This window comes from Streptomyces laurentii, from assembly GCF_040635425.1.
Classification (GTDB): domain Bacteria; phylum Actinomycetota; class Actinomycetes; order Streptomycetales; family Streptomycetaceae; genus Streptomyces; species Streptomyces laurentii.
Genome location: NZ_JBEYHT010000060.1, coordinates 1 through 16,053, shown reverse-complemented (window position 1 = coordinate 16,053; position 16,053 = coordinate 1). Strand labels below are relative to the sequence as shown.

The 16,053-nt window shown below is 74.3% G+C and carries 14 protein-coding genes and 2 pseudogenes; 7 read left to right on the top strand and 9 right to left on the bottom strand.

All coding sequences use genetic code 11. The features are described from left to right. Nucleotides 1-74: 74 nt before the first annotated feature. Nucleotides 75-563 carry a MarR family winged helix-turn-helix transcriptional regulator gene (locus ABZ693_RS29005; protein ID WP_359883211.1) on the bottom strand — a complete coding sequence of 163 codons (489 nt, stop codon included), beginning with the start codon at nucleotides 561-563 and terminating at the stop codon, nucleotides 75-77. A gap of 60 nt (nucleotides 564-623) precedes the next feature. Between ABZ693_RS29005 and ABZ693_RS29000 the strand changes: the two genes are divergently transcribed. After that, entirely contained in the window at nucleotides 624-1,133 is a 510-nt protein-coding gene (locus ABZ693_RS29000; RefSeq protein ID WP_359883209.1) for an SgcJ/EcaC family oxidoreductase, read from the top strand. A 61-nt stretch (nucleotides 1,134-1,194) separates the two neighbouring features. Here the strand turns inward: ABZ693_RS29000 and ABZ693_RS28995 are convergent, their stop codons facing one another. From ABZ693_RS28995 to ABZ693_RS28980, 4 genes are all read right to left on the bottom strand, one after another. After that, a complete protein-coding gene (locus ABZ693_RS28995) occupies nucleotides 1,195-1,740 on the bottom strand; it encodes a GNAT family N-acetyltransferase (protein ID WP_359883208.1) in 546 nt (181 codons plus the stop codon). Between the two features lie 108 nt (nucleotides 1,741-1,848). Further along, nucleotides 1,849-2,961: an MFS transporter gene (locus ABZ693_RS28990; RefSeq protein WP_359883275.1), complete on the bottom strand. Its 1,113-nt coding sequence runs from the start codon at nucleotides 2,959-2,961 to the stop codon at nucleotides 1,849-1,851. 173 nt (nucleotides 2,962-3,134) lie between these two features. After that, complete coding sequence (locus ABZ693_RS28985) at nucleotides 3,135-4,526, bottom strand: NADP-dependent succinic semialdehyde dehydrogenase (protein ID WP_359883205.1); 1,392 nt, start codon at nucleotides 4,524-4,526, stop codon at nucleotides 3,135-3,137. 158 nt (nucleotides 4,527-4,684) lie between these two features. Further along, complete coding sequence (locus ABZ693_RS28980) at nucleotides 4,685-5,404, bottom strand: ThuA domain-containing protein (protein WP_359883272.1); 720 nt, start codon at nucleotides 5,402-5,404, stop codon at nucleotides 4,685-4,687. A 139-nt stretch (nucleotides 5,405-5,543) separates the two neighbouring features. Between ABZ693_RS28980 and ABZ693_RS28975 the strand changes: the two genes are divergently transcribed. Then, the gene (locus ABZ693_RS28975; protein ID WP_359883203.1) at nucleotides 5,544-6,359 is read left to right on the top strand and encodes a DUF3626 domain-containing protein; all 816 of its coding nucleotides are present in this window, start codon (nucleotides 5,544-5,546) and stop codon (nucleotides 6,357-6,359) included. 187 nt (nucleotides 6,360-6,546) lie between these two features. Here the strand turns inward: ABZ693_RS28975 and ABZ693_RS28970 are convergent. Beyond that, nucleotides 6,547-6,918: pseudogene (locus ABZ693_RS28970) on the bottom strand (class I SAM-dependent methyltransferase); the annotation flags it as partial. 192 nt (nucleotides 6,919-7,110) lie between these two features. On the opposite strand from ABZ693_RS28970, the gene ABZ693_RS28965 reads away from it, so the two are divergent. Beyond that, nucleotides 7,111-7,929, top strand: a complete 819-nt coding sequence (locus ABZ693_RS28965) for a class II aldolase/adducin family protein (protein WP_359883201.1) — start codon at nucleotides 7,111-7,113, stop codon at nucleotides 7,927-7,929. A 196-nt stretch (nucleotides 7,930-8,125) separates the two neighbouring features. Then, nucleotides 8,126-9,019 carry an oxidoreductase gene (locus ABZ693_RS28960; RefSeq protein WP_359883199.1) on the top strand — a complete coding sequence of 298 codons (894 nt, stop codon included), beginning with the start codon at nucleotides 8,126-8,128 and terminating at the stop codon, nucleotides 9,017-9,019. A 110-nt stretch (nucleotides 9,020-9,129) separates the two neighbouring features. Here the strand turns inward: ABZ693_RS28960 and ABZ693_RS28955 are convergent. Both ABZ693_RS28955 and ABZ693_RS28950 read right to left on the bottom strand, forming a co-directional pair. Next, a pseudogene (locus ABZ693_RS28955) lies at nucleotides 9,130-9,315 on the bottom strand (alpha/beta fold hydrolase); the annotation flags it as partial. Nucleotides 9,316-9,432: 117 nt separating this feature from the next. After that, nucleotides 9,433-10,053 carry a TetR/AcrR family transcriptional regulator gene (locus ABZ693_RS28950; RefSeq protein WP_359883196.1) on the bottom strand — a complete coding sequence of 207 codons (621 nt, stop codon included), beginning with the start codon at nucleotides 10,051-10,053 and terminating at the stop codon, nucleotides 9,433-9,435. Nucleotides 10,054-10,162: 109 nt separating this feature from the next. Here ABZ693_RS28950 and ABZ693_RS28945 point away from each other — a divergent pair, with 109 nt between their 5' ends. From ABZ693_RS28945 to ABZ693_RS28935, 3 genes are read left to right on the top strand one after another with little or no spacing between them, the layout of a single operon-like run. Further along, nucleotides 10,163-12,709 carry an FHA domain-containing protein gene (locus tag ABZ693_RS28945; RefSeq protein WP_359883193.1) on the top strand — a complete coding sequence of 849 codons (2,547 nt, stop codon included), beginning with the start codon at nucleotides 10,163-10,165 and terminating at the stop codon, nucleotides 12,707-12,709. 7 nt (nucleotides 12,710-12,716) lie between these two features. Further along, a complete protein-coding gene (locus ABZ693_RS28940; protein ID WP_435842573.1) occupies nucleotides 12,717-13,700 on the top strand; it encodes an SH3 domain-containing protein in 984 nt (327 codons plus the stop codon). Further along, nucleotides 13,697-14,728: a serine/threonine-protein kinase gene (locus tag ABZ693_RS28935; RefSeq protein WP_359883191.1), complete on the top strand. Its 1,032-nt coding sequence runs from the start codon at nucleotides 13,697-13,699 to the stop codon at nucleotides 14,726-14,728. Before ABZ693_RS28940 ends, ABZ693_RS28935 begins: the two co-directional genes overlap by 4 nt. 37 nt (nucleotides 14,729-14,765) lie before the next feature. On the opposite strand, the gene ABZ693_RS28930 is transcribed toward ABZ693_RS28935, so the two are convergent. Next, on the bottom strand, nucleotides 14,766-16,053 hold a 1,288-nt coding region (locus ABZ693_RS28930; protein ID WP_435842572.1), incomplete at its 5' end, for a streptophobe family protein.

Sequence of the window (16,053 nt, the reverse complement as noted above, 5' to 3'; positions counted from 1 at the left end):
GCACGCCGGACCGTCAGGCGTACCGGCCAGCGGAACCGTTCGCCGCTCGGGCCCGCCCCGCCATCCGTAGGCGCTCAGGGTTGACCCCGTGTCACTCCTCGGGCCTCCTCGGCCCTCGCGAGGCGGGCCGTCTGGGATTCCTGGACCTCGCGGGCCGTCCGGAGGAAGTCCAGGATGACGGCCAGCTGCCCCTCGTCGTAGCGGTCGAGGGCCCGGGCCCCCGCCTGGCCGACGGGCCGGAAGATGGCGGCCTCGACCGCCCGGGCCGCTTCGGTGGCGGTGACGAGCACCCGGCGCCGGTTGCCCGCGTCACGGGTACGGGTGACGTAGCCGGCCCGTTCGAGGCGGTCGATGACCGTGGTCGTCGCCGCGGGGCTGAGTTTGAGGGCCTCGCTGATCCCGCCGGCCGGCAGCGGTCCGCCGCCGAGGAGCACGTCCAGGCAGCGCAGGTCGGTGCGGTTGATCCCGAGACGGGTGGCGACGGCCTCGTCGAAGGCGTCGAAGCTCTGCTGGAGCAGCCGCAGCTGCGTCCCGATGTCGCCCACCACAGCATCTTTCGACATTCGAACCTTTCGCCTATCGTAAGTTTCGCAGGTAGAAGCAATGCTACCCGGGAGGCTCCCATGCGCGTCCGGCCCGACACCGATGACCGCCTGATCCGCCGGCTCTTCGACGAGTTCACGCGGACCTGGAACGCGGGCGACGCCCGCGCCTTCGGCGCCTGCTTCACCGAGGACTCCGACTACGTCTCCTACGACGGCACCCGTGCCGTCGGCCGCGCCCGGCACCAGGAGAACCACGACCGACTCTTCCGCGGCGTCCTCACCGATTCGGTCCTGGTCGGCGAGGTGGAGTCGATCCGGTACCTCGCCCCGGACGTCGCGATCGTCCACGGCACCGCGTCCGTCCTCATGCCCTGGCGGTCCCGCCTGCCCGAGCGCCGCCGGTCGCGGCAGAGCGTCGTCGTGGTCCGCACCGACCAGGGCTGGCGGATCACCGCGATCCACAACGGCCGCGTACGGCCGGTCACCGTGCCCGCCCCCGACGCCCTGCCCTCGCGCCTGTCCCGGCTGATGACCCGCACCGCCCGCCGCCTCGGCATCGGCCACCAGCACACCGGCGCCCACTCCTGACGCCTGCTCGCGCGGGCGGGTGGCGCTCCGGCATCAGGGCGTCCGGGGCGCGAGCCGGCCCTCAGCCGGTTCCCGCCGTCGCCCCCGGCGGGCGCACCATGAAGACGTCGATCGGATCCTCGGCCTCCACGACGAAGCCGTGGCGCTCGTAGAGCCGGCGGGCGGCGCTGCCTCGCAGGACGTTCAGGCCCACGGTCACGCCCTGGACGTCCGTGCGTTCGAGCACCGTGCGCAGCACGGCGGAGCCGAGCCCCCGGCCCTGGCGGTGCGGGGCGAGGTAGAAGTGCTCCAGCCACTGCCGGTCCTCGGCGGGGCGGAGCGCGACGCTTCCCGCGAGTTCGCGGTCGATCTCGATGATCGAGGTGTGCCGCGGGGAGAAGGCGTCCCGCAGCCGCTGCCGTACGTGGTGCTCGTCGTAGCGTCCGAGCCGCTCCAGGTCGGCGCGCATGACCGTGGCCCGCAGTTCCGCGAGCGCCTCGATGTCCGCCGCCACCGCGGTACGCAGCAGCCAGCCCGCGTCGTGCGCCGACGAGGTGGTCCGTACGGGCACGGCCCTGTCCACGTCCACGTCCGGTCGCGTACCGCTCCCGCTCACCCCGGTGTCCATGGCCGGAGTATGCCTGTCCGCCCGTCCTGAGCAGGCGTGAGGGTGTCCCGGCCGCACCACTCCCGCACCGCCTCGTCCCGCCGCCCGGCCTCGCTCGCGGGCCGGGCCCTACGACTCCGCCGGGCGGGGCCGGCCGGGCAGCAGGACGGCGCAGGCCGCGACCGCGAGCAGCCCGCCCGCCAGGAACGCGGCGCGCACCCCGGCGTACGGCAGGATCAGGCCGCCGAGGGCGGCGCCTGCCGCGATCCCGACGTTGTACGCACCGGAGTTGGCGGCGAAGGCGAGGTCCGTGCGGCCGGGTGCGCAGTGCAGCATCGCGTGCTGGGTGGCCATGAAGACGGGGCCGAGCGCGCCGCCGGTGAGCACCAGGAACAGTACCGCCGCCGCGGGCCGGGCCCCCCACGCGTACAGGCCGAGCAGGCCCGTCGCCTGGACGGCCACGGCGCCGGTCAGGACGCCGTGCGGAGAGCGGTCGAGGAGCGCGCCGGCCAGGGACACCCCGGCCAGGCAGGCGAGCCCGAAGGCCACCAGGAGGACGCCGATGGTCTCCGGCCGGAAGCCGCCCACGTCCCCGAGGAAGGGCACGAGGTACGTGAATCCCGCGAACGCGCCGGTGGCGGAGAGCGCCCCGGCGGTGAGCACGAGGGCGAACCGGCGGCGGTCGGGGCTGATCCCCAGGGCGGCGGGTTCCGCCTCGGGGCGCGTGGTGGGCAGCAGGACCGCGACCGTCACCAGCGAGACGAGGCCCAGGACCGCCGCCACCGTGACCGGCAGTGGCCAGCCGCCGTGCCGTCCGAGCCAGGTGCCGCCGGGCACCCCGGCGACGAGCGCGAGCGAGCCGGCCACCGACAGCGCCCCGATCACCCGGCCCCGTACGCCCGGCGGGAACAGACCGACGGCGACAGGGCCCATCACGGCCCAGAACAGGGCCTGGGCGAGCGCGGTCACCAGCCGGGCGGCGAGCAGCGGCCCGTACGAGGAGAGGAGCGCCGCGGCCAGGCTGGAGACGGCCAGGGCGGCGAACACGCCGGTGAGGACGTGGCGGCGCGGCACGGACCGTACCGCGTGGGTGAGCGGCAGGGAGGCGACCGCCACGGTCAGGCCGTAGCCGGTGACGAGGAGTCCGGTGGCCGGCACGGACACCCCCAGCCGGCCGGCGACGACGTCGAGGAGTCCGATCGGCAGGTTCTCGGCCGTGTTGAAGGTGAAGGCGCCCAGCATCAGCGCGCCCAGCACGGCCCCGCGCGCCCGCGCGGAACGCTTGGGAGGTGTCAGGAGAGTCCCGTCCATGGACACAGCTCAACGGTCGGGCCGGGCCCGCCGCAATCGAATTCGCGGGCGCGGGCGAAGGCTCGGGAGGGGCGGGGGCCGGGGCCGGGGCGCGCGGGCCGTCGTCAGGCCCGCTGCCAGACCGTGGTGACGTTGCAGAACTCGCGGATGCCGTGTCCGGCCAGCTCACGGCCGTACCCCGAGCGCTTCACCCCGCCGAAGGGGAGGGCGGGGTGGGAGGCGGTCATGCCGTTCACGAAGACGCCGCCCGCCTCCAGGTCACGGACGAAGAAGGCGATGTCCTCCTCCTTGCGGGTCCACACGTTCGAACTCAGCCCGAAGGGCGAGTCGTTGGCGACGGCGACGGCCTCCTCGATGTCGGCGACCGGGTAGAGCGTGGCGACCGGGCCGAACGCCTCCTCGTGGTGGATGCGCATCGCGGGGGTGATGCCGGTGAGGACGGTCGGCTTGTAGTACCAGCCGCGCGGGTACGCCTCGGGCCGGCCGCCCCCGCACAGCACGGTCGCGCCGGCGGCCACGGCGTCGTCGACGAGTACCTCCAGGTCGGCGCGGCCCTGCTCGGTGGCGAGCGGGCCGACGTCGGTGTCCTCGTCGAGGGGGTCGCCGAGGGCGAGCGCGTTCATGGCGGCGGTGAAACGCTCCGCGAAGGTGTCGTAGACGTCGCGGTGGACGATGAACCGCTTGGCGGCGATGCAGGACTGGCCGTTGTTCTGGACGCGGGCGGTGACGGCGGTCTTGACCGCCCGGGACAGATCGGCGGAGGGCATCACGATGTACGGGTCGCTGCCGCCGAGTTCCAGGACGGTCTTCTTGACCTCGTCCCCGGCGATCGAGGCGACGGAACGGCCGGCCGGTTCGCTGCCGGTGAGGGTGGCGGCGGCGATCCGCGGGTCGCGCAGCACGCCCTCGACGGCGCCGGAGCCGATCAGCAGGGTCTGGAAGCAGCCCGCCGGGAATCCGCCGCGGCGGAAGAGTTCGCCCAGGTAGAGGGCGGTCTGCGGAACGTTCGACGCGTGCTTGAGCAGCCCGGTGTTGCCGGCCATGAGCGCGGGCGCCGCGAACCGGATGACCTGCCAGAGGGGGAAGTTCCACGGCATGACGGCGAGGATCGGACCGAGCGGCCGGTAGTGGACGCGGGCGAAGTCGGCGCCCGCGTCCTGGACGTCGCGCTGGGGCGGATGCTCGTCGGCGAGCAGGTCCTCGGCGTGGTCGGCGTACCAGCGCATGGTCTTGGCGCACTTGGCCACCTCGGCACGGGCGGCGACGACCGGCTTGCCCATCTCGGTGGTCATGGTGCGGGCGATGTCCTCGGTGTCCTCGTCGAGGAGGACCGCGGCGGCGCGCATCAGCCGGGCGCGCTCGGAGAAGGGGGTCGTACGGTACTGGCGGTACGCCTCGTGGGCGGCGTCGATGCGCCGCTCGACCTCGGCGGGCCCCTGCGCCTCGTACGTGCGCAGTGTCTCACCCGTCGCCGGGTTCACGGTGGCGATACCCATGTCGTCTCCTCCAGGCCTCCGCCCCCGTGCCGCACTCCCCCGGGGTCAACCTCTCGCGGACCGGGCACGGCCGCAATCGGGGCGGGACGAACGGGGCGGGGGCGGGGGCGGGGGCGGGCGCACCCTGAAGTCGGGCGGCGCCCCGCGCGGCCGACGGGTCACCCGGCGTGGGTCACCCAGCCGAGGGCGCCCGCGAGATGGGACCGGAAGGCGGGGTCCGCGTACGCCTCGATGGCGTGCCCCAGCGCGGTGAACAGGACGCGACCCCGTCCGGGTCCGGCCTCCCGGCACCACACCAGGGGATGGTCGACGCCGAGCGTGCCGCCGCGGTAGCTGGTCTCGTCGGCGCGGGCGAGGACCCGGACACCGGTGGCCCGGGGGTTGGCGGTGAAGTTGTACCACTCGTCGGTCCACTCCCAGCGGTCCGGCAGCGCGGCCGTGGCCGGATGGCCGGAGTCCTCCGCGCATACCACGCCCGGCTGGATCTCGGGGTGGCCGTCGAAGCGGGTGCCGAGGAGTTCGCCGTAGAAGGGCCAGTCGGGCTCGGCGTTGGCCGCCGCGTGCACGGCGAGCACGCCGCCCCCGTCCCGTACGTACGCCTCGAAGGCCGCCCGGCCCGCGTCGGTGAGGACGGTGCCGGTGGTGGAGAGGAGGACGACGGCGGCGCAGCGGGCGAGCCGGGCGGGAGTGAAGGCACCGGGGTCCTCGGTGATCTCGGGGCGCAGACCGGCGGCGCGGGCGAGGTCGGCGAGGGCGGCGGCACCGGCGGGGATGGAGTCGTGGCGGTAGCCGGTGGTACGGGTGTAGACGAGGACCTCGTCGCCGCGCCGGCCGTCCGCCGTGCCGCCCGCGTGCTCCGCTTGTCCGGCCGGCTCGATGTGTCCGCTGTCGTCGCTGGTGGCCACGCGCCGCTCTCCCTCTCCCCTGACGCGCCCACTTCAGTAAGCGCTTTCCACGCCTGACCGTAGCCAGCGAAAAGCCCGCGCCGCAAGACCCGGCCTGCGGCAGACTGCGGCGATGGATCTTCTTCCCCGGCCGAGCCGCGCGCTCGCCCATGTCTCCGCCCTCGCCACGGGCGGCCCGCTCGACCCCGCCCTGCGGGTCACGCTCAACTTCCATCCGGCCTTCCTCGGCCGGCTCGCCGAGGACGGCTTCTACCGCTCCCAGTTCGTCACCGGCACGAGCAACGGCGGTCTCACCGCGCACCCCGGCGGCGACCGCTGGCGCTGGGAGAGCCGGATCTTCGGCGGGGCGTACGACGACGCGCCGGCGCACGAGCGGCCCGTGTACGGCGCGCTCGACCACCGGCGCCGCCCCTTCGGCGCCGCGCCCCGCTTCGGCTCGGCGCATCTGCGGCTGAGCGCCGCCGCCCTGGCCCGGACGACCTTCTGCTATCCGGACAGCGTCCTCGAACCGACCGACTTCGGTGTCGCCGAACGGGCCGCGCCGCTCGTCGCGCTCGCCCTCGACGACGGCCAGGACGCGCTCGACGACTACGTCGAGGCGCAGGTGCACGGCCCGGTCGACCTGGCCCGGGACGTCGAGGCGCTGGTCCTCGACCCGTCCTTCCGTGGTACGGAGGTGGAGGCCGCGGCCCGCGCGCTGCCGTGTCCGGTCGCGTGGCACGACGGTTTCCGGCTGTCGGTCGCGGACCTGCGGCGCCATCCGGGGTACCGGGGGCCGCGGTTCGTGGAGCTGGGCGCCGAACTGGCCGTGGAGGGGTGGCTGGACGCGCGGATCGTGCAGGAGGCCGCGGAGTCGGGGCGGTACGACCGGCAGGAGGTGAAGCGGGTCTGGCATCTGCTGGCCCGGTTCGGGGCGCCGGCGCGGTAGGGGGCAGGGGCCTGGTGGCCACCGGGGACGGCGGGAACGGCGGGAACGGCGGGAAAAGCGTTGGGCCCGTGACGGGACGGCGCTGGTAGGACGTCACGATGACGGACGCGTCGCTCGACCCCATGGACCGGCTGCTCGCCAACCGCACCGTCTTCCTGCCCTTCGACGGCGGCACGGAGCGGCTGCCCGCTCCCGCCAGTGTCGCGTGCCGGGTGTCCGGATCGGCGATGGCCTGGGCGACGTTCGCGGTCATCGTCGCGAGGTCGACCCGCAGGGGCGGGAGGGCCGTCGCGTCGCCAGGGATCCAGCGCACCCGGTCACCGCCCGGCTTGGCCCGGGCGGCGCCGAGGGAGGCCCGCGCGGGATCGACGCCGACGACCTCGATCCCGCGGCCGGCCAGGAGGAGCGCGAACACCCCTGTACCGCAGCCGATGTCCAGGACGTGGCGCGCCCCGAACTCTTCGGCCATCCGGAGGTAGGCGCCGAGATCGCCACGGTCGGGGTCGTGCGGATCGTAGATGGCGGTGAGCCGTGGATGTCCGAAACAGTCGTCGGCCATGCGGCCGAACCCAGGCGGAGGCAGCACCGAAGAGCCACCGAGTTTCGCGGAGTTCAGCCGCCCGGGGTTCCCGGGCGGGAACGCCGGGCGCCGAGTCCGCCGAAGCCGTTGGAGACATTGTCGTATCGGATACATCTCTGTATCTTTTGGCGCACTCGCCGACCCGATCCGCCGCACCGCCGGAGGCTTCCCGTGCCCGATCTGCCGCCCGAAATCGCCGCGCTCCTCTCCGCCGCCATCGGCCCCCTGCCGGAGGGGGCCGTCGTGCCGCTGCCGCCCACCTTCGACTCGGTCGCGGAGGAACGCCAGCACCGGAAGGAACAACTGGCCGCCGGTTTCCGGATCTTCGGCCGGTTCGGCTTCTCCGAGGGCGTCGCCGGGCACATCACCGTGCGCGACCCCGGGGACCCGGACACCTTCTGGGTCAACCCGTTCGGCATGAGTTTCAGCCGGATCAAGGCGTCCGACCTCATCCGCGTGGACCACGAGGGGCAGGTGCTGGACGGCGTACGGCCGGTGAACCGGGCCGCGTTCGTCATCCACGCGCAGGTGCACAGCGCCCGGCCGGACGCGATCGCCGCCGCGCACTCGCACTCCCTGCACGGCAAGGCGTTCTCCAGCCTCGGCGTCCCGCTCGACCCGATCACCCAGGACGCCTGCGCGTTCTTCGAGGACCACGGGATCTACGACGACTACCGCGGCGTCGTCAACGAGCGGGAGGAGGGCGAGCGCGTCGCCAAGGCGCTCGGCTCGTACAAGGCGGTCGTCCTGAAGAACCACGGGCTGCTCACCGTCGGCCAGTCGGTCGCCGAGGCGGTCTGGTGGTTCGTCACCATGGAACGCTCCTGCCAGGCCCAGCTGCTGGCGATGGCGGCGGGCACGCCGCAGCTGATCGACCGGGAGACGGCGCTGCTCACCCGCGGCCAGATCGGCTCGCCGATCGCCGGCTGGTTCCAGGCCCGTCCGCTCTGGGAGCAGATCACGGCCTCGGACCCCGACCTCTTCGACTGACCGCCTTATCCGCCCGCGCCGTTTCGCCGTCTACGGGGACAACGTCCGCATGCTCGGCCGGAGTTCCCGTCCCGGCTGTGACAATCCCCCACCCCGTCCGGGCTTTCCGGCACGGCTGCCACCTGCGCATACTCCACTGCCGCCCCGCCCGAACCCGTCGGGCGGGGCGGCCTATCGGATGGAGTTGAGGAAACGGATGACCTCGCGCACGGTCTCGGCGGCCGCCTCGGGTACCTGGACGCTCGGCGACCACCTGGTCCACCGGATCGGCTTCGGCGCCATGCGGCTGACCGGAAGCGCCGCCTTCCACCTGGGCACCCCCAGTGACCGGGGGCGGTCGATCGCCGTGCTGCGCCGCGCCGTCGAACTCGGCGTCAATCACATCGACACCGCCGCCTTCTACTTCTCCCGGCTGCGGTCCTCCAACGAACTGATCAACTCGGCGCTCGCCCCCTACTCCGACGAGCTGCTCCTCTCCACCAAGGTCGGTCCGGCCCGGGACGCCTCCGGCGAGTGGGCCACCTCGGCCCGCCCCGACGAGCTGCGAGGCCAGGTCGAGGAGAACCTGCGCCAGCTCGGCCGCGACCACCTCGACCTGGTCAATCTGCGGGTCATGAGCCAGCCGTCCGTCGGCGAGCACTTCGGCGCGCTCGCCGAACTCCGTGACGCCGGACTGGTCCGCCACCTCGGCCTGTCCAACGCCCGCCCTGAGCACCTGGACGAGGCCCGGGCGATCGCGCCCGTGGTGTGCGTACAGAACCGCTACGGCCTCGACGACCGTGACGCCGAGGAGTTGCTGCACACCTGCGCCGCGCTCGGCATCGCCTTCGTCCCCTTCTATTCCATCGCCGGCCCGGGACGCGAGGAGGGCGCCGTCCACACCGAGCACGACGAGGTCCTCTCCATCGCCCGCGCGCACGGTGCCACCCCGGCCCGGGTCCGCCTCGCCTGGACGCTCCGGAAGGGCCCGCACATCCTGGCCATCCCCGGCACGGGTAACCCGGACCACCTCGTCGACAACCTGGCGGCCGGTGAACTCCGGCTCACGGACGAGGAGTTCCAGCTCCTGGACGCGCTCGGCCGCGACTGAGCGGGAGTCGAGGCGCTCGGCCTCTTCCGGAAGCTCCACGCCGGCGACGGGGGGTCGGACCGGCGGCCGTCGCGTTCACCCCTGCGGCGGACGTCGGCCCGGCCGATCCCGAGGGCGTCCAGGAGGGCGATCAGGTCGCCGACGGCGGCGTCCGGGGTGTACCGGTCGCCGGGCAGACCGCGGGTGGAGCGCCCGCACCCGCGCAGGTCGGGCATCACGAGGCGGTGTGTTCCGGCGAGCCTGTCCAGCGGTTCCCGGAGGTAGGTGTGGTCCCAGTCGGGGCCTCCGTGGATCACGAGCAGCGCGCGGTGCGCGGGTCCCGCCGACTGGGCGACCAGCAGTTCGACAGGCGGCCGGCGGGACACGGTGACGAACCGATCGACGAACACGCTTCCCCCTCCCCCGCCCGCCGGTCAGGCCGGGGGCGCGGCCGGCCGGGTGGCGGACTCCAACAGCGCGGGCAGGAAGGCGCGTTCGAGGGTGCCGGGGGGAAGTTCGACCGGTTCGACATAGCTCTGCGCGAGGGCGCCTTCGCGCAGGGCCACGATCAGGCGGGCGAACCGGTCGGCGTCCACGGCGAGTTCGCGTCCGCTGCGGCGGACGACGAGTTCCAGGCCGCGGGCGATCTCGGCGCGCAGGCGAGCCTCGTGGCGGGCGAGCACCCAGGCGGCCTGCGGGTCGCGGATGGCGTGCAGGGTGAACTCCATGCTCACCAGGTACCAGGCGCGTTCGTCCGGTTCGATCCGCGCGACCAGCCCGGCGAGCCGCTCCAGGGTGCACTCCTCGGGCGCGAGCGCGTCGACCGCTTCGGCGAGGCACCGGACGACCCGTTCACCGTGCTCGTCGAAGAGAGCCAGGAAGAGTTCTTCCTTGCTCGCGAAGTTGGAGTAGTACGCCCCGCGCGTGAAGCCCGCGCGCTCACAGATCTGTTCGATCGACACCGCGTGGAACCCGTGCTCGGCGAAGGTCTCCAGGGCCGCCCGCAGCAGGGCCGCGCGGGTACGGGGGCGGCGCTTGGTGACACCTTTCGGCACGGGCGGTTCTCCTTCGGTCCCCGGCCGGGGACGGCCACGGGTGGGTCGGCCGCCACGATACCGGCGGCCATCCCGGGCGCGGTCAGGCCGCCGACGATAGGCTTTTCGTATGGGAGAGCGGCCTGTCGCGCCCGCCGCGCCCGCCTTGGTCCTGGAGACCGACGGAGACGCGACCGTCATGAACGCGCGCCGTGTCTATCGCATCGGACGCGACCCCAGCAGTGACATCGTCCTGGCCGACGACCGGACGTCCTGGCATCACGCGGTGCTGCGGGCGGTCGGCGGTCACTGGACCCTGGAGGACCAGGACAGTACGAACGGCACCTTCGCCGACGGCCGGCGGGTGGGCCTCAGCGTGGTGGGCGCCGGAACGGTCCTCCGTTTCGGCCATCCCGCGGACGGCCCGAAGGCCGTCCTCCGCGCGAACCCACCGCACGAGAGCCACGCGGCCCGCGAGAGGACGCCACGTGACGACGCCGCGGCCCCCGCGGCGCCTGCCGATCCTGCCGCTGCCGCTGCCGCTGCCGCCACGCCCGTACGAGCGGAACCACACCGGGAACCGGCCGCCCCCGCGCCGCCCCGGCCCTCCTCCGCGGCCGTCTCGTCCCCGGCCCGCACCGGCGCCTTCCGCCGCCCCACCTCCGTCCGCCCGCTGCCCGTCCACACCGTGCGAATCGGCCGGGCCCCCGACAACGACCTGGTGCTCGACGACCTGACCGTCTCGCGCCGGCACGCCGAACTGCGCGCCGAACCCGACGGCACGTACCGCATCCACGACCTCGGCAGCCACAACGGCACCTTCCTCAACGGCCGCCCCGTCACCGACGCACGGGTGACCCCCGACGATCTCGTCGGCATCGGTCACCGCGCGTACGGCCTGATAGGCGGCTCGCTCGTCGAGTTCACCGACACCGGCGAGATCTCGCTCGACGTCCAGGAACTGGCCGTCACCGTCGACCACGGCCACAAGACCCTGCTCGACGGGGTCTCCTTCCCCGTCGGCGAGAAGAGCCTGCTCGCGGTCGTCGGCCCGTCGGGCGCGGGCAAGTCGACGCTGCTCAACGCCCTCACCGGCCTGCGCCCCGCCGACCGGGGCAGCGTCCTGTACGACGGCCGCGACCTCTACCAGGACTACCCGGAGCTGCGCCGCCGCATCGGTCTCGTCCCGCAGGACGACATCCTGCACCTCCAGCTGACCGTCCGCCGGGCCCTCGGATACGCCGCCGAACTGCGCTTCCCCGAGGACACCGCGCCCGCCGAGCGGCGCGCCCGGGTCGACGAGGTGATCGCCGAGCTGGGCCTGACGGAGCGCGCCGGGCAGCCGATCCACAGTCTGTCCGGCGGCCAGCGCAAACGCGTCAGTGTGGCCCTGGAACTGCTCACCAAACCCTCCCTGCTCTTCCTCGACGAGCCGACCTCCGGACTCGACCCGGGCATGGACCGCTCGGTCATGCACATGCTCCGCGGCCTCGCCGACGACGGCCGCACCGTCATCGTCGTCACCCACAGCGTGCTGAGCCTGGACGTGTGCGACCGGCTGCTCGTGCTCGCGCCCGGCGGCCGGGTCGCGTACTACGGACCGCCCGGCGACGCGCTCGGCTTCTTCGGCTACGCGCAGTGGCCGGAGGCGTTCGAGGCGTTCGAGAACGACCGGGACCGCGACTGGGCGGGCCGCTACCGGCTCTCCCCGCTGCACCACCGTTACGTCGAGGAGGCCGGCGTCCGCGCCGGGCCGCGCGGGGCCGGCGCCCCGGCACCCACGCCCGGGCCCGCGCCCGCGCCCGCGCCCGCGCCCGCAGGGGCGCTGCCGCAGCAGGCCGCGCCACCCCCGCCGCCGAAGGCGCAGAGCTGGGGTTCCCAGCTCCGTACCCTCGTCCGGCGGTACGCGGCGGCGCTGTCCTCCGACCGGACCTTCCTGGTCATCATGGTCGCGCTGCCGTTCATCATGGGCGCGATGGCCCGGGCCCTGTCCGGCGGAAAGCTGAACGCCGAATCCGCGCTGAACGTGCTGCTGATCCTCTGCGTCGGCGGCGTACTCACGGGCGCGGCGAACGCGGTGCGCGAACTGGTCAAGGAACGCACCATCTACCGACGTGAGAGAGCCGTCGGCCTGTCCCGTTCCGCGTATCTGATGTCCAAGGTGGTCGTCCTCGGCACGATCACGGTCGTGCAGGCCGTGGTCCTCACCCTGGTGGCGCTCATCGGCGTGCCCCTCGGCGCGCCCGGCGGCAAGGGCGTGCTGATGCCACCGCTCCTCGAACTCACCCTGGCGGTGGCACTGCTCGCCTTCACCGCGATGATGCTCGGACTGTTCGTCTCCGCCCTGGTGCGCAAGGAGGAGGTGACGATGCCGCTGCTCGTCCTCCTCGCGATCGTCCAGGTGGTGTTCTGCGGTGCGCTCCTGAACGTCCGGGGCACACCGGTCCTGGAGCAGCTGGCCTGGCTGGTGCCGTCGCGGTGGGCGTTCGCGGCGATGGGCGCGACGATCGACATCGGCGCGATCGTGCCGGGCTCGCGGACCGCCGACCCGCTGATGGACCACACGGTGGGCGCCTGGCTCTTCGACATGGGCATGCTGGTCGCACTGTGCGTCGTCCTCGGTCTCGTGGTGGCGTGGCTGCTGCGGCGCCACGAGCCGGTCGTGATGCGGAGGTAGGACCCCTGTGGAGAGCACGGACGCCAGCGGTGCGACGGAGCGCGGGCCGGATCACGGGCCGGAGCCCGGGGAGCACACACCGGAGTACGGGCCCGCGGCCGGGGAGCCGACCCGGCTCGTCTCGGGTGCGCGCGCGACCCCGGCGTACGCCCCGGAGGCCGCCACCGCGCGGACGGGCGGCCCCGGCGGCACGGAGGGGGCGGACGGCACAGGCCGCACGGACGAGGCGGACTTCCTGCCCACACACGTCGTGCCGCGTACCGGACTGGCCGCCTGGGAGGCGCCCGATCCCGCGCTGCCGACGGAGCCGCTGGACGCGTTCCTGCCGGTGCGGCTGCTCGACCGGGTCGGCGACTGGGGCCAGGTGCTGTGCTCGAACGGCTGGTCGGCCTGGGTCGACGCCCGTCTCCTCGTCTCCGTACCGGCCGATCCGCCCGCCGCGGGCAGTCCGCTCACCCGGACGGCCGACCCGCGCCCGCTGATCGGCCGGGCGGCGGACGCGCTGACCCGCTACCGGCGGGCCGCCGAGGAACTGGCGGCGGGGCGGGCGGACGGCGAGACGTTCCGGCGGCGCACCCGCGGACTGCGGGTGGGGATGGTCGTCGACGGGGAGTCGCTGTGGCTGTACGACGCGGAGCACGAGCGGTGGGTGTACTGCGACGGTACGGGGCTGAGCGCGTACGCGGCCTCGGCACCGCCCTCCTCGGCGGCCTCGCCGCCCGAGCCCGAGCCCGTAGTCGAACCCACGCCAGAACCGGAGACGGAGCCGGAGCCCGGCCCCCGGCCTGAACCCGAGCCCGAACCGGAGACCCGAGCCGAGCCCGAACCGGAGACCCGAGCCGAGCCCGCGGACAACCCCCCGGACAAGCCCGCGGACGAACCCGCGGACGAGCCCACGACCGTACGCGAACCCGCCCCCGGCCCCGTCGGGCACGAGCCGACCCGGGTCGTACCGGAGCCCCGGCCGGACGACCCGGGTGAGCGCGGATGAGCGGCACCGGCGCGGTCCCGGGCAACGGGGCGGAGCAGGCCGGTTCGCTGCCGGCCGGGCGGGAGTCCGGCCTGGTCGGCAAGCAGGTCGCCGGCTACCGCGTCGAGGCGGAGATCGGGCGCGGCGGCATGGCCGTGGTCTACCGGGCGCGCGACCTGCGCCTCGACCGGACCGTGGCGCTGAAACTGCTGGCGCCCGAACTGGCCCGCAACGACACCTTCCGCCGCCGTTTCGCGCACGAGTCGCGGGTCGCGGCGGCGATCGACCATCCGCACATCGTGCCGGTCTTCGAGGCGGGCGAGACGGAGGGCGTGCTGTACATCGCGATGCGGTACGTCCCCGGTCTCGACCTGCGCGCGCTGCTCGACCGGCAGGGCGGTGCCCTGGCGCCGGCGGTGGCGGGGCGGATCGCGGTGCAGGTGGCCTCCGCGCTGGACGCCGCGCACGCGCACGATCTGGTGCACCGGGATGTGAAGCCCGGCAACATCCTGGTGGCGGAGGGCACCGACCGGGACCATCCGGAGCACGTCTACCTCACCGACTTCGGCCTGACGAAGAAGTCCCTGTCACTGACCGGGTTCACGACGGTGGGGCAGTTCGTCGGGACGCTGGACTACGTGGCGCCGGAGCAGATCTCCGGCAAGCCGGTGGACGGCCGCTGCGACGTGTACAGCCTGGCGTGCGTGGTGTTCGAGACGCTCGCCGGGGTGCCGCCGTTCCGCCGGGACGACGACATGGCGCTGCTGTGGGCGCACCAGTACGACCCGCCGCCTCCGTTGTCCGAGGAGCGGGCGGGGCTTCCGGCCGCGGCGGACGCGGTGATGGCGAAGGCGCTGGCCAAGACGCCGGAGGAGCGGTACGGGACGTGCCTGGAGTTCGTCGCGGAGCTGCGGGCGGCCCTGGAGGGCGGGGTGCCGGGCGCCGGGGCACGGGCGGTCGCGGGCGGCACGGCGGGCGGGACACCGAGCCCGCCGCCGGAGCCACCGGAGCCGCCGGAGTGGGCGCGGCCGGTGTTCCTGGAGCGGTGACCGCGGTCTCGGGCGCGGCGAACGGCACGGCCATCGGTCAGGGCACGTTGGTCGCGGCGCGGTGCCGGAGCGGGGCCGCGAGGAGCCCGCCGAGGAATCCGGCGACCAGACCCCACAGCAGCGCGAGGCCGACCAGACCCCAGATGTGCGGGCGGAGCAGCACCACCGCGCCGAGCGCCTCCAGGTCGCCGATGCCGATGACCGACAGACCGAAGCGGGCCTCGACCAGGGTGAGCGGGGCGATGACCAGCATCGCCACGGCGAAGGCGACGCCCAGGTGGAGGGCGTGCCGCCAGGGCCGGACGCGGGCCGGGGAGCGGACGGCCATGGCGACCGCCGCGCCGAGCACGAGCACGACGGCGATCGGTAGCAGCCACCAGGCCCGCCCGTCGTACGAGGCGAGGGTGGACAGGTCGACGGTCGACAGGTCCTTGCCGCCGTTCCCGCCGCGCAGGACGTGGTCGAGGATCTGCGGCATGGGCAGGCCGAACGGTCCCTCGGCCCGGCCCTCCCACGAGCCGCCGATGCCGACGCCGAGGGCGAGCCAGCTGACATTGGGCAGGCCGAGGAGCAGCACGGCGAAGGTCTCGGCGGGGTGGCCCTTCGTCGCCGCGACGACCAGGCCGATGAGGAGGCCGGCGGACACGTACGCGAGGAACAACAGCAGGACCGCGGAGGCGGCGGGGCGAACGGCCTGGTGGTGGCGGACGAAACGGGGCGGGAGCGGGGTGCGGCGGGAGACGAGCACGGCGACGACGAGGACGCCGAGGATCCACAGCAGGCCGTAGAAGAGGGTGGGGCCGAGGTCGGTGCGGAAGCCGATGGTGGGGTGGGCGGCGGACATGAGCTGCCGCACCAGGTCGCCGAGGTCGCCGCCGGCCTCCTGGGTGCCGCCGAGGGTGAGCGGGAAGTCGTGCCGGGCGAGCGTGGACAGGCCGGCGAGCGCGGCCAGCCAGAGCACCACGGTCGGGACGGCCAGGGCGAGCAGGTCGCGGGCGCGGGCGACGGCGTGGTGGCGCAGCGGGCGCAGGAACAGGGCGCCGGTGACGAGCGCGCCCACCAGGGTGACGGTGAGCGGCATGGCGGTGAGTTCGGCCCGGGCGCCGGCCAGGTCGCCCGCGTCGCCGGCGAGTCCGACCTGGCCGCCGGCGGCCATCACGACGGCCGCGGCGACGACGGCGGTGAACGCGTTCCCGCCGCCCGGCAGTCCGGTGGCGCCGGCCGCCCACAGGCCGAGGGCGGCGGTGACGCCCATGGCCACGAAACCGGTGACGACGGCGCCGAGGGCGGCCGCCAGGCCGTGGACCAGGCGTCCGGCGGGGTCG

What these genes read in the sequence shown, in the direction of transcription:
- ABZ693_RS29005 (WP_359883211.1), bottom strand. Translation starts at nt 563, where the DNA reads ATGTCGAAAGATGCTGTGGTGGGCGACATCGGGACGCAGCTGCGGCTG.
- ABZ693_RS29000 (WP_359883209.1), top strand. Translation starts at nt 624, where the DNA reads ATGCGCGTCCGGCCCGACACCGATGACCGCCTGATCCGCCGGCTCTTC.
- ABZ693_RS28995 (WP_359883208.1), bottom strand. Translation starts at nt 1,740, where the DNA reads ATGGACACCGGGGTGAGCGGGAGCGGTACGCGACCGGACGTGGACGTG.
- ABZ693_RS28990 (WP_359883275.1), bottom strand. Translation starts at nt 2,961, where the DNA reads ATGCTGGGCGCCTTCACCTTCAACACGGCCGAGAACCTGCCGATCGGA.
- ABZ693_RS28985 (WP_359883205.1), bottom strand. Translation starts at nt 4,526, where the DNA reads ATGGGTATCGCCACCGTGAACCCGGCGACGGGTGAGACACTGCGCACG.
- ABZ693_RS28975 (WP_359883203.1), top strand. Translation starts at nt 5,544, where the DNA reads ATGGATCTTCTTCCCCGGCCGAGCCGCGCGCTCGCCCATGTCTCCGCC.
- ABZ693_RS28960 (WP_359883199.1), top strand. Translation starts at nt 8,126, where the DNA reads ATGACCTCGCGCACGGTCTCGGCGGCCGCCTCGGGTACCTGGACGCTC.
- ABZ693_RS28945 (WP_359883193.1), top strand. Translation starts at nt 10,163, where the DNA reads ATGGGAGAGCGGCCTGTCGCGCCCGCCGCGCCCGCCTTGGTCCTGGAG.
- ABZ693_RS28935 (WP_359883191.1), top strand. Translation starts at nt 13,697, where the DNA reads ATGAGCGGCACCGGCGCGGTCCCGGGCAACGGGGCGGAGCAGGCCGGT.